A 12,994-nucleotide genomic window follows, 5' to 3' on the forward strand; every position below is an offset into this window, starting at 1 on the left:
ATGTTATTGATAAATATGCAAGCTCATCCCACGGTTTAAGGTAAGGATCTTATTTTAAATGGCCTCTAACTCGGTATTCCGACAGCAACTGCGCAAACAGCTGGCGACCCCATCGACCACTATCGCCATTTGTTTAATGGGTCTTGCCGGCGGTATTCTTGCAGCCCTTATGATTGCCGGATTCCGTTTGGCGATTGAGCAAGGCGCTTATCTTGTCGGCAATGGTAGCTATTGGCAACAGCCTTTACCAACTACTTACCGCTTTTTACTCCCCATTATTGCTGCCGCCATTGTTTATGTTCTGTTTCGTCTATCGGGATCTAAACACGTGCGAATGGGTATTCCCTACGTTATCCATCGTATGAAACAGCATTACGGCATGCTGCCCTGGCGCAGTACCGTGAATCAGTTCTTTGGGGGAATAATTGCTCTGGTTGCAGGCTTCAGTGTTGGCCGCGAAGGGCCTGCCGTTCATTTAGGTGCAGCGGCAGCTACCTGGCTTGGTTTTCATTTCGACGCCCCTAAAAACGCCATACGAACCCTTGCCGCCTGTGGTATAGCCGCAGCTATCGCGGCCTCTTTTAATACACCTTTGGCCGCTATGGTTCTAGTAATGGAAGTGGTACTGCGGGAATACAAAGTTCACGTTTTTATACCGGTTATGCTGTCGGCGGTGGCTGGTTCGCTCATTACCGAAGAAATTTTTGGTGTCGCTTCTGAGCTGGCCGTGCTCTCAGCCCAGGATATCCCCACCACACAGTTACCCTGGGTGATGCTACTGGGCGTTGTACTGGGTTTTGTCGGGGTTTTGTTCAAAAAGCTCATGCTGGATGTCATGGAAACCGTACAAGACATGTCATTGCTTACCCGTTTGCTCTTTGCCGGCCTTATAACGGCAATGCTGGCCGTCATAATTCCCAGCAGCTTAGGTCCGGGGCTTACAGCCATTGAGCAGGTATTGAATCATCAGGGTGAAATGTCGCTGCTGACCACCTTGCTCATAGCAAAGCTTTTTGCCTCAGCTATTGCTTTGGGCATGGGTATACCCGGCGGTTTAATTGGTGCCGTGTTCGGTATTGGAGCCATTATTGCAGCGGTATTTGTCGGTGCAGTTAACGGTTTGGATATTCAACAGCCACTGTCCTTCGACAGCTTCATTCTGTTGGGAATGGCAGGCATTTTAGCGGCCTGTATTCACGCACCAATGGCAGCTCTGCTCGCTATTGTCGAGTTGTCTCGCAGTGTGGAAATTATTATCCCCGCTATGCTAGTGATTGTACCTGCTTATCTCATTTCCAGTCAGTTACTGAAATCCAAATCCATTTTCATCTCCCAGCTAGAGTTGCAGGGTTTGCCTTACCAGCTGGCTCCGGTGCATGTCGCATTACAGAAAACCGGTGTTGAAAACGTCATGGAAACAGATTTCAAATTGCTGCTTGAGCCCACTCAGAACGAACTGGTTGACTCACTTGAATCTGCGCAGGCGAAAACCGTTATTGTCATGTCAGTCGATGAAGATAATCAGGCACTTTATCGTCTGGTAACTTATGATATAAACGCCGGGGACAGTCCCAGCCTGAGTTACACTCCTATCAAAGGAGTTCGGGTCACATCGACTCTGGCCGAAGTGTATGATGAAATTGGACCCAAGCGTCGGGGGGCTGTGTACATTTATGAGACCGATGATGGCCAGCCCTGTGGCATTGTTACCTGGGAACTTGTTCGTAAAGCCCTACAGAGAGAACTCGCATGACATGGATACTTTGGGTTAAAGCCCTGCATATTGCTTTTATGGTGGCCTGGTTTGCCGGCATCTTCTACTTACCACGTTTGTTTGTTTATCACGCAATGAACGCCAAGCCTGCCGTGGACGAGCAACTCTGTATAATGGAAAGGCGTTTACTGTATTTCGTCACCCCCTTTGCCATTCTTACCCTCGTTTTCGGTGTGGTGCTTATTTTTGCCTACGGCTCAGCGTGGTTTGCTGCCAGTGGCTGGATGCACACTAAACTGGTACTGGTGTTACTACTTTTTGTGTATCACGGTTACTGTTTCAAACTATTGAAAGACTTTAAAACCGGCACCAACCGCCGCAGCCACCGGTTTTACCGAGTGTTTAACGAGCTCCCGGTACTGGCACTTTTCGCTATTATCATTTTAGCGGTAGTTAAGCCTTATTAGATTCTCTTGTGCCGCATGATTTGCTATAGTGTGCGCCCAGTGACATTCTGCGGCAGAGGCGCACCCAAAGATGAATTTCACCGGCTCCAACATTCTTTCTGTAAATCAGTTCAATCGCGACAGCATTGACTACATATTCTCCGTTGCGGACAAGATGCAACCTTACGCCCGGCGTAAAACACGCACTCGAGTTCTTGACGGCGCTATCCTTGGTAATCTTTTCTTCGAACCTTCGACTCGTACCCGGGTAAGCTTCGGCACGGCGTTCAACCTGTTAGGGGGCGAAGTCCGCGAAACCACCGGCATGGAAAGCTCGGCCATTGCAAAGGGTGAATCGCTGTACGACACCGCTCGCGTATTAAGCAGCTACAGCGACGTTATTGCCATGCGCCACCCCAAGTCGGGCTCAGTAAAAGAGTTTGCTGAAGGCAGTCGGGTACCGGTCATTAACGGCGGTGACGGCGCAAACGAGCATCCGACTCAGGCACTGCTGGACCTTTACACTATCCAGAAAGAACTGGCGTACCATCAGCAGAGCATTGATAACATGCACATTTGCATGATTGGCGACTTGAAGTACGGACGTACAGTACATTCACTGTCCACTTTACTCTCTATGTACAAGAACATTAAGTTCACTTTAATTTCGCCACGTGAACTTTCTATGCCGAGCTCCGTATTAGATACGCTGGAAAACGCAGGTCACCGTGTAACGGTTACAGAAAAAGTCGACGGTATTGTCGACGCTGATATTGTCTATCAGACTCGAATTCAGCAAGAACGTTTTGCCAGCCCGGAAGACGCTGATCAGTATCGCGGTAAGTTTCGTTTAAATCAGGACATTTACACTAAACACTACAAACCCAATACGGTCATCATGCATCCTTTGCCGCGGGATTCGCGCGCCGAAGCTAATGAATTGGATAACGACTTAAACCAAAACCCCAACCTGGCTATTTTCCGTCAGGCTGACAACGGAGTTCTCATTCGTATGGCTCTGTTTGCATTAACACTTGGGGTCGTTGATCAGGTTGATAAACACCAATGTGATGTCATCTGGTACAGCGAAAAAAGCCAACAGTAAAGAGGTAGTTACGACATGAGTCGCTCAGAAGAACTATACACTAAAGCACAAATCAGTATCCCTGGCGGCGTTAACTCGCCGGTTCGGGCTTTTAACGGCGTTGGTGGCAGCCCCATCTTCTTTGAGAGTGCTGAAGGCGCTTATATGATTGATGCAGACGGCAAACGTTATATCGATTACGTCGGCTCATGGGGCCCAATGATTTTGGGGCATAACCACCCGGCAGTGTTAGAAGCCACCCTGCAGGCCGCCAAGCGAGGCCTGAGCTTCGGCACACCGACGGAAGTTGAAATCACCATGGCGGAGACTATTCGCAAAATAGTCCCTTCTATTGAAAAAGTGCGTATGGTGAATTCCGGTACTGAAGCCACTATGACTGCCATTCGTCTGGCACGCGGCTATACCGGCCGGGATAAAATTCTGAAGTTTGAAGGTAACTACCACGGCCATGCCGACTCCTTGCTGGTTAAAGCTGGTTCAGGTGCTTTGACTCTGGGCGTTCCTAACTCTCCCGGCATTCCGGAAGACTTTGCGAAACATACCTTAACCGCGACTTACAACGATATTGAATCGGTGAAACAAATTTTCGCTGAAATGGGCGATGAAATTGCCTGCATTATTGTTGAGCCGGTAGCCGGTAACATGAACTGTATTCCACCGGTTGACGGTTTTCTGGAAGGCTTACGCAGCATTTGTGACGACCACGGTTCAGTTCTGATTTTTGACGAAGTTATGACCGGCTTCCGTGTAGCTCCGGGCGGCGCTCAGGATCGCTATAAGATTAAACCAGACCTCACGACTTTAGGTAAAGTGATTGGTGGTGGCATGCCGGTTGGCGCGTTTGGCGGTAAAAAAGAAATCATGGACTACATTGCACCGGTTGGCCCTGTGTATCAGGCAGGAACCTTATCGGGTAACCCAGTCGCCATGGCAGCAGGCTTGGCAGCGTTACAGCAGTTATCCACCCCAGGGCTTTACGACCAGCTTTACCAACGCGTTGACACACTGCTTGACGGTTTACAGGAGCGTGCTGACCGGGCTGGCGTGCCAATGACAACAAATCGCGCCGGTTCTATGTTTGGTTTCTTTTTTACTGAAGAGCCCGAAGTAACCACTTACGCTCAGGCCACACAGTGTAATATGGAGCACTTTAAGACGTTTTATCACGCCATGTTAGAGCAAGGCGTGTATCTTGCGCCATCGGCCTTTGAAGGCGGCTTTATGTCGGCAGCGCACAGCGAAGAAGACATTCAAAACACTCTGAATGCCGCTGAAAAAGCTTTTGCTAAGTTAGCGTAACACTACGGCTGTAGCGCCTGGCCTTGGCCCAGGCGCTTTTAGCCACCAAATAAACGTTCCCACCAGCTTTTCTCGCGGATAGTGCCTTCACAGGTAATATCCTCGGGGAGCCTGATTTCCTCAGCCGGTAATTTCCGACCATTGTTGCAGTCTTCAGGAATTCGCTGTCCCGTTGTCGGGTGAAAATTTTGCATTTGCAGAGGCTCCGGTACATCTAAAGCCATGCTCAACGGCGGTAAGTAATCATAAAAATCCGCCACAACTTTGAGAGCGCCGCTACTTCCGGTTAAGCCAACCGGCTGGTTATCATCACGACCTAACCAAACCGTAACCACGTGCTCACCATCTACTGCAACAAACCAGCTGTCGCGATAATCATTCGTTGTACCTGTCTTGCCACCAACTACCTGACCGGCTAAAGCACGTTGCAGACGACTTGCGGTACCCTCTGCCACCACTCCCCGTAAACCATAGCGAGTCAGATAAGACACATTTTTATCGAAAACCACATCTGCTTCAGACTTCTGACGCCGATACAGCACTTCGCCCTGATGGGTGGTGATAGACGACACCGCAGCTAAAGGCTGATAACGGCCATCATTCATAAGCGCACTGTACATTCGTGTCACCGCTACGGGAGACAACGATGCTGATCCTAAAGTCAACGATGGATAGGCTTGTAACGGCGTTGTCACACCTAATTCGCGTAAGTAACTCACTAACTGGTCTATACCCACTTCCATGCCCACCCGAACTGCCGGTAAGTTGCGCGACTGAACCAACGCATCGTACAACAGCAAACTACCATCAAACTCTTTATCGTAGTTTTGCGGCTTCCATTCTTTTCCCTTTTTATCCGATAAAGTAATGGGTTCATCTGCAACCGGCGTATGCAGACCAATGTCTGAATCCTGCATCGCGGCTGCGTATATAATAGGCTTCATTAATGAGCCTATTGGCCGCAGTGCCAACAACGCCCGGTTATAACCTATAGCCTGACTTAAGCGGCCACCAGCGAGCGCGCTAATAGTGCCGTTGCGGTAATCAGCAACGACCATTGCCCCTTCTAACTTCTCATCTTCGCCGTCAGCCATAAGCTGTTGTGCTAACGAGCGTTGTACTGCATTTTGTGCATCCACCTGCAAATGCGTGAAGATTTTCAGCCCAGTTTCCTGCCAGTCTTCCGGCAGAATAATACGCTTCATTTCCCGACGTACTAAGTCCATATAATGGGGGTAAGGATGCTCAACCAGACGGCGGCTTTCTTTAACGTCAAGCGCCTGTTCAACCGCAGCAACGTAGTTATCTTTACCGAGTAAATCCTGTTCAAACATGACTTTAAGCACGGTGTCCCTGCGGCTACGGGCACGCTCGGGGTAGCGTCTTGGATCATAATAAGAAGGCCCCTTTATCATCCCCACCATTAAAGCAATTTCGCTTGGGTTCAGCTCCTGTACCTGCTTACCAAAATAAAACTGACTGGCAAGTCCTATACCGTGAATAGCGTTGCTTCCGTCCTGGCCAAAGTACACTTCGTTCAGGTAGGTCTCTAATATGGTGTTTTTATCAAACCGGTAATCGATAACCAGCGACATCATGGCTTCGTGAAACTTACGCCATAACGTCTGGTCTCGGCTCAGGTAGAGGTTTTTGACCAGCTGCTGAGTCAGCGTAGAACCGCCCTGAACCGTCCTTCCCGCTTTCAGGTTGGCAGCCAACGCCCTTAAAATTGACCAGGGCGATACCCCCTGATGATGATAAAAATTTCTGTCTTCAACTTTTAATAGGGTTTCAATGAGTAAGTTAGGCACGACTTCCAGCCCAACTAACAAACGGTCTTCTTTACTTAAGGTACTAATGCGGCCTATTAGCTCAGGTTCCAGGCGAAAGCTTTCCAGCTCTCTGCCACTGGGCCAGCTCTTAATAGACTTAATACGGTCGCCGTGAAAGTTGATTTGCACTCTTTGCGCCATTTGCGGACCATCGGAAAAGTCGAAAGGTCGACGATGCACCATGACATTATTTTTACCCACCGAGTAGTAACCCGACTGCTCGGTATTACTATTACGCTGATAACCGACTCGCTCCAGAATGCCGACTAGCCGTTGCAGCCGCATAGGATGATTGTTTCTCAGCGTTACCTCATCCGCGTAAACCAAAGCAGGGGCCTGATAGCGCTTGTTACTAAAATGACGGGATAAACTGGCATCCAGATAAATGGCATAAAGCCCAATAACGGCGATAAGTACCAGCCCTATCTTAAAGCTTGTCCAGAATAGGTATTGAAACCATCGACTTTTTATCACTACTGCTGCCTTTTGGTTTTAAACGTTGCGGTTGCATTCAGAGGGTCTTCGGGCCACGGATGCTTAGGATAGCGACCGCGCATTTCTTTGCGCACGTCGGCGTAAGCATTTTGCCAGAAACTCGCGAGATCATTGGTTCGCTGTAACAAACGCCCTGCCGGCGACAGAAGATCAACGGTCACAACTTGTCGGTTATCGATAATTTTAGGCGACTCAGAGACACCAAACATTTCCTGTAATTTGACCTCAACCCGGGGGGTGTCGTCCAGATAATTTATAAACACTTTACGTTCTGTCGGAGTTTGCCACCATTCAGGACAGGCCGTATTAAGACGTTGCAGTTCTGAGTAGTCGAGAAAATAACACAAGGCCTCGTATGGATCCCACTGCTGCAATTGTTTTAGTGACAGGAAATTCGTCCAATACGGCGCCGCCCAGCGCTCCAGGCTATTAAGTAATCCTGCATCGCCCATGTCGTAGGCGCTCAGCTCTCCGGCTTGTTGCAACCAGTAGACCCGCCGTTGTAGCTGTTTCGCGCGTTGACTCCAGTTGAGTTTATCCAGTCCTTTATCGCGCAACCACAGGCAGAAGGCTTCGGCTTTTTGTTCATTGGAAACCTGTCCACTATTAGTAGTCTGGCTGAGTACCAAGGAGCCCAGTTGAGTACGAGTTATTTGTCGCAGTTGTTGCTGCTCACCTACCCATTCAGCTGTTTGCAAGGTCTGCAAAGGAATGCCTGCTTCTTTCAGTAACGCCCGGGCATCGTCCACAGGTAACAGGCAGCGGCTGCGGCCTATCGTGTCTTGCTCATGAAAGGTGACATCAAAAATAATTGCCCAGGCTGGCTGCTTAAGGCGACTGCTGTCGCCACTGACCCGACCACCACAAGCCAGTTGAAAGTCACCTCGGCTGACATCGTACTTTGCAACTCGGTCGGGGTAACCCTGCAGTAAGGCGACGGCAAGTCCTTCTGCACTGGCTTCTGCGGTTTCTGCAGCTTCTTTCAGCCCAAAATGGTTTAACCAATAGCGCCAGCGTTGTTGCCACAAAGGCGCCTGGTTTCGTTGTTGATAATGCTGCTGGGTACGTTCAGACAGATCGACTGATTTTATGCTAGTTTGCGGCTCTTCCAGTGTCGCCAGAACACGAGCCATAGCGGCTTGCTGCTCGTTCTTCAGCATTTTGGCTGCATCCGCCACCAGTAAAATTCTGGGATCAAAACCGCCGGACTCCAGCTGACGGGCTTTTGCGGTTAACTGCCCCTGCCTTATTAAGCCGGTACTGGCTAAAAAATCGGTCGCCGCGGCACAATGCCCCGGGTCAGGCTGAGAAAACCAGGCCAGTTGGCTCACCTCACTGCCCCAGCGCAACACATCCAGTACCAGTGCTGATAAATCCTGAGTAGCAACGTCCGGAGGCGCATAATCGGCAAAGCCATGCTCGTCGGAGCGCGCCCACAAACGAAAACATTGCCCCGCCTGCTGACGACCCGCACGCCCGGCACGCTGTGTTGCTGAAGCTTTAGCAATACGTTGCGTCGTTAACTGGCTTAATCCGTATTGAGGCAGGTACTGAGCCCGGCGCTCGCGACCACTGTCGACAACCACATCAATACCGTCCAGAGTTAAGCTGGTTTCGGCAATATTAGTTGCCAGAATAATGCGTTTTTCGTCCGATGCTTTTAATACTTGCCGCTGTTGCTGCAAGGGGATACGCCCATGCAGGGGTAAGATGAGTGTGCCCGGCGGCATTCGCTGACTCAGTTCAGTCGCAATCTTTTGTATTTCATAAACGCCCGGCAGGAAAACCAGAACACCTTTTTCGGCAGCAGCAAAGGCTTCGACAACCACTTTGGGTAATTCAGCCAGCCATTGAGTAACATGAGATGCTGGGCGATAGTGATACTCAACCGGATAACTGCGGCCTTCGCTGCGCAAAACCTGCACCTGATCACAGTAATTCTCTAGCCAGAGTTTCAGATTTTCTGCGGGCAAGGTGGCCGACATAATCAGCAGGTTTAAATCCGGACGCAATGGCAGGGCATCAATCACCAGCGCCAGACTTAAGTCACTGTGCAAATTGCGCTCGTGGAATTCATCGAAGATCAGCGTGCCAATGCCGCTAAGTTCAGGATCGTCCTGCAGCCATCGAACCAATACACCTTCCGTAATGATAAGTAACTTAGTTGCCTTACTGCGCTTGCTGTCGCCGCGCACCGTATAGCCGACCTGCTCACCCACCGGTTCTCCCAACTGCTTAGCCAAATAATGAGCAATATTCAGCGCAGCAACACGCCGGGGCTGCAGCATGACAATAAGGCCGTCATCGGCAATACCCTGCTGCAACAGAAATAACGGAAGTTGTGTTGATTTGCCGGCACCGGGCGGTGCCTCAATAACGACACGTGCTGCCGGAAAGGCTTTCGCCAGCTCTGGCAGCACGCTCTCAATTGGCAAGGTCATGCCAAATTAATCACCTTGTACGGTTGCGGCTATGGTGCGCACACCGGCGGCGGTAGCGCCTGTCGCCCACATAGAGGTCGCCGATTTTTGGTAAGCGCCAGCTAAATCGAAGTGCAGCCAGCCTTTGCCGCTGTTCGGCGCAAAGCGCAGTAAAAAGCCTGCGGCGTTGCTTGCACCACCGGCACCACCGCCTTTTTGCGGACGGCTGTTTGCCGTATCAGCAAAAGCTGACGGACAGTTTTCACTATGCCATGGGGCTAAAGGTAAGCGCCACAATAGCTCATTTTCTTTATCCGCATTAGCCAATGCTTTAGTGGCAGCCACTTCATCCACACTAAACAGCGCGTTGTATTCATTACCAACCGCCATTTGCGCGGCGCCGGTCAGCGTTGCCGCATCAATAATCTGTTTCGCACCAAACTCACCCGCTGCCTGTAAGCCATCGGCCAGCACCAGACGACCTTCGGCATCGGTATTAACAACTTCAACCGTCAGGCCGTTTTTATAGCGAATAATGTCGCCTAATTTGTACGCGCGACCATCAATCATGTTTTCGGCACAGCAAAGAATGAGCTTCACGCGCTTGTTCAGACCCCGGCGTATTGCCAGCGACAATGCACCGGATACGGTAGCTGCACCACCCATGTCGCACTTCATAGCGAGCATGCCTTCGCTCGGCTTAATACTGTAACCACCACTGTCGTAGGTAATACCCTTACCTATTAACGCAGTTTCTACTGGCGCATTGTCATCGCCGGTTGGGTTGTAATCTAATACCAATAAGCCTGGTGCGTGCTGACTGGCACGACCTACGGTGTAAATTCCCATCCAGCCAGCATCTTTCAGCGCTTCACCTTTTATAAATTCCGCGCTGATGGCGTCTGGTGCCAGAGCCTTAAAGTGTTCAGTTACCCGTTGCGCCAAACTTTCAGGGTAAATCTCTTCCGCTGACAAATTGGTCAGTTCGCGGCTGAAACGAGTCGCTTCACGCATGGCATCAAGTTCTTTGACTGCAGGCTCATCAGTTTTATTCCAGATAACCTGATTGGTCGACAAGGTTGAAGTAAAACCTTGTGACAGCGCCCACTGACGCTCCAGGTTCCAGTCACTGCCAGCAGCTTCAATGGTTACTGCTCCGGTATTGTCCAGAGTCCGGCCTGCTTTCTGGATACGTCGCAAGTTTTCAGCTTCATCTTCAACTAAGATGATTTGTGCTTTGTTGTCACCAAAGACTAAGTTTGATTTTGGATTCCAATAACTTGCGGGGGCTTCCTGAGTTAAATAGATTGCGAGTGCGCTGGACATTCTGTACCTCTCCCGATAATTTGCTGTCTGTTTATACTAGAGTTATGAGGTCTCTGATGCAATTTAACAAGCCCCTGCGCCAGGGAGTTTTGCAAAAAAGATACAAACGTTTTCTCGCCGACATTGATTTTGGTGACAACGAAACGACGACAACCCACTGCCCTAATACCGGAGCCATGACCGGGTGTGCAGAACCCGGCTTTACAGCCTGGTGCAGTGTTTCCGATAACCCCAAACGTAAATACTCACTGACCTGGGAGCTCGCGCAGAATAACAACGGTGAAATGATTGTAGTCAATACACAGCACGCTAACCGCATGGCCGGAGAATTACTACAAACCAACCTTGTACCTGAATTAAGCCAGTGGCAAGAGTTGAAACCAGAGCAACGCTACGGTAAGGAAAAAAGCCGCATCGACTGGTGGGGCGTAGACCAGCACAACCGTGAATGCTTTATTGAAGTAAAAAGCGTCACTTTAGCGGACGCAAGTCAAGGTTACTTCCCCGACGCAGTCAGCCAACGCGCTCACAAACACCTTAATGAACTGATGCAGGTTGTGGCCGATGGTCATCGCGCAGTGCAGCTTTACATGGTAATGCACGACGGTATCGAACGAGTTTCCCCCGCCGCACATATTGACAGCCAGTATGCTGAGCTGTGTAAAAAAGCAGCGTCAGTCGGAGTCGAGTTTTATGCAGTAAAGTGCCGCGCGTCGGCGAAAGAAATAAAACTGGAGAGACCAGTTCCCGTAAGCCTTTAAAACTCAATGCCTTCACAATTTCACCGCAGAAATTTAATCCGAATGACGTTGCCAACCGTAAACCTTTCTGGTATACGTAGCGTCCTTTTTTTAATGTACTGCTTTTTAAGCACTCTTTTATAGAGAATGTAGGAGATCCATGATGCCTCAAGGCAAGGATAAGAAAACCCATGGCATCCTGGCGATGGCCGGCCTGGAGCCGTATCAGGAAAAACAGGGCGAAGAGTACATGAACGATGCGCAACGTTCGCATTTTCGTCGTATTCTGGAAGAATGGCGTCGTCAATTACGTCACGAAGTTGATCGCACAGTGCATCATATGAAAGACGAAGCAGCGAACTTCCCTGATCCGGTAGACCGCGCTGCGCAGGAAGAAGAATTCAGTATCGAACTGCGTACACGTGACCGTGAGCGTAAGTTGATTAAGAAGATTGAAAAAACCTTACAAAAGATAGAAGAAGATGATTTTGGCTTTTGCGAATCGTGCGGAATTGAAATTGGTATCCGCCGTTTAGAAGCTCGCCCAACAGCTGACCAGTGCGTCGACTGTAAAACGCTGGCCGAGATGAAAGAGAAGCAAATGACCGGAGCCTAAAGGCTCATGTATCGTGGCCGTTTCGCTCCAACGCCTTCAGGGCCTTTGCACCTGGGATCATTAGTAGCTGCCGTTGGTAGCTACTTAGATGCTAAAGCGCATAGAGGTGAGTGGCTGGTTCGCATTGAAGATGTCGATAAACCGCGAGCCCTGCCCGGAGCGGCCGATACTATTTTAACGCAGTTGGAAGCCCATGGTTTAGAATGGGACGGTTCCGTTTTATACCAAAGCCAGCGCGATTCGGTTTACCAGCATCAGCTCAATCAGCTGGAAAACGCTCAACGTCTTTATCAATGCGACTGCAGTCGCCGGGCTATTCGTGCCCGCAGCGATCACTACGATGGCTACTGTCGTAACCGCCAGCCTCGTTCAACCCCTTACGCCCTGCGCTTCATTAATAATAACCCGGTTGATACATTTAATGACCGCGCACACGGCTTATTAGAAGATCACTCAGCCTCAGTCAGTGAAGACTTCGTACTGAAGCGTCGCGACGGATTGTATGCTTACCAGCTGGCTGTGGTCGTTGATGATATTGAACAGGGTATTACCGATATTGTGCGTGGCAGCGACTTGATAACTCCAAGCTTCTGGCAGCTGACTTTATGGCAGTATTTCACCGGAAAGCAGCCGAGAATGACGCACTTACCTCTGATAATGAATGACGATGGACTCAAATTGAGTAAGCAAAACCATGCACCGTCAATTGAGTCCAGCCAGGCAAGAAATAACCTTTTCACAGCGCTGGATTATCTGGGTATTAAACCAGAATCAGAGCTGCGACACAGCCCTGTCAGTGAAATATTGCAACAGGCGTTGCAAAGTTGGTGCAAAAAGTGGCATATAGCAGGTCGTTAACGGTACAATATGCAGACAACAACTGATTCTAAATAAAAACAATGGTAAGGGAGAACCACCATTATTAAGCGAATAAAAGCACTGGCAAAGCGCGCCTTTTCCAGTAAAGCGGCAGAGCCTGAATCCAGCCGGTTACCCAAATT

The 12,994-nt window shown here is 49.8% G+C and carries 10 protein-coding genes; 7 read left to right on the forward strand and 3 right to left on the reverse strand.

The window, feature by feature from the left end:
- Nucleotides 1-58: 58 nt before the first annotated feature.
- From ACP7H9_RS05635 to hemL, 4 genes are all read left to right on the forward strand, one after another.
- Complete coding sequence (locus ACP7H9_RS05635) at nucleotides 59-1,753, forward strand: chloride channel protein (RefSeq protein WP_439222334.1); 1,695 nt, start codon at nucleotides 59-61, stop codon at nucleotides 1,751-1,753.
- Nucleotides 1,750-2,181, forward strand: coding sequence for a protoporphyrinogen oxidase HemJ (gene hemJ / locus ACP7H9_RS05640; RefSeq protein ID WP_011235470.1), 432 nt, complete (start codon nucleotides 1,750-1,752; stop codon nucleotides 2,179-2,181). Before ACP7H9_RS05635 ends, hemJ begins: the two co-directional genes overlap by 4 nt.
- A 70-nt stretch (nucleotides 2,182-2,251) precedes the next feature.
- Nucleotides 2,252-3,265: an aspartate carbamoyltransferase gene (locus ACP7H9_RS05645; RefSeq protein WP_110014307.1), complete on the forward strand. Its 1,014-nt coding sequence runs from the start codon at nucleotides 2,252-2,254 to the stop codon at nucleotides 3,263-3,265.
- 15 nt (nucleotides 3,266-3,280) lie between these two features.
- On the forward strand, nucleotides 3,281-4,564 hold the full coding sequence (gene hemL / locus ACP7H9_RS05650) for a glutamate-1-semialdehyde 2,1-aminomutase (RefSeq protein WP_110014306.1): 1,284 nt from the start codon (nucleotides 3,281-3,283) through the stop codon (nucleotides 4,562-4,564).
- 38 nt (nucleotides 4,565-4,602) lie between these two features.
- Here the strand turns inward: hemL and mrcB are convergent, their stop codons facing one another.
- From mrcB to pepB, 3 genes are read right to left on the reverse strand one after another with little or no spacing between them, the layout of a single operon-like run.
- Nucleotides 4,603-6,870: a penicillin-binding protein 1B gene (gene mrcB, locus ACP7H9_RS05655; RefSeq protein ID WP_273025406.1), complete on the reverse strand. Its 2,268-nt coding sequence runs from the start codon at nucleotides 6,868-6,870 to the stop codon at nucleotides 4,603-4,605.
- A complete protein-coding gene (hrpB, locus tag ACP7H9_RS05660; protein WP_439222335.1) occupies nucleotides 6,870-9,332 on the reverse strand; it encodes an ATP-dependent helicase HrpB in 2,463 nt (820 codons plus the stop codon). Before hrpB ends, mrcB begins: the two co-directional genes overlap by 1 nt.
- 6 nt (nucleotides 9,333-9,338) lie before the next feature.
- Entirely contained in the window at nucleotides 9,339-10,637 is a 1,299-nt protein-coding gene (gene pepB / locus ACP7H9_RS05665) for an aminopeptidase PepB (RefSeq protein WP_034822021.1), read from the reverse strand.
- Between the two features lie 56 nt (nucleotides 10,638-10,693).
- Here pepB and sfsA point away from each other — a divergent pair, with 56 nt between their 5' ends.
- From sfsA to gluQRS, 3 genes are all read left to right on the forward strand, one after another.
- Nucleotides 10,694-11,398: a DNA/RNA nuclease SfsA gene (gene sfsA / locus ACP7H9_RS05670; protein ID WP_153849759.1), complete on the forward strand. Its 705-nt coding sequence runs from the start codon at nucleotides 10,694-10,696 to the stop codon at nucleotides 11,396-11,398.
- Between the two features lie 142 nt (nucleotides 11,399-11,540).
- On the forward strand, nucleotides 11,541-11,993 hold the full coding sequence (dksA, locus tag ACP7H9_RS05675; RefSeq protein ID WP_439222339.1) for an RNA polymerase-binding protein DksA: 453 nt from the start codon (nucleotides 11,541-11,543) through the stop codon (nucleotides 11,991-11,993).
- 6 nt (nucleotides 11,994-11,999) lie between these two features.
- Entirely contained in the window at nucleotides 12,000-12,851 is an 852-nt protein-coding gene (gluQRS, locus tag ACP7H9_RS05680) for a tRNA glutamyl-Q(34) synthetase GluQRS (protein WP_439222336.1), read from the forward strand.
- Nucleotides 12,852-12,994: the final 143 nt, after the last annotated feature.

Origin of the sequence: Idiomarina sp. ST20R2A10, assembly GCF_051842345.1 — a bacterium.
GTDB lineage: Bacteria > Pseudomonadota > Gammaproteobacteria > Enterobacterales > Alteromonadaceae > Idiomarina > Idiomarina loihiensis.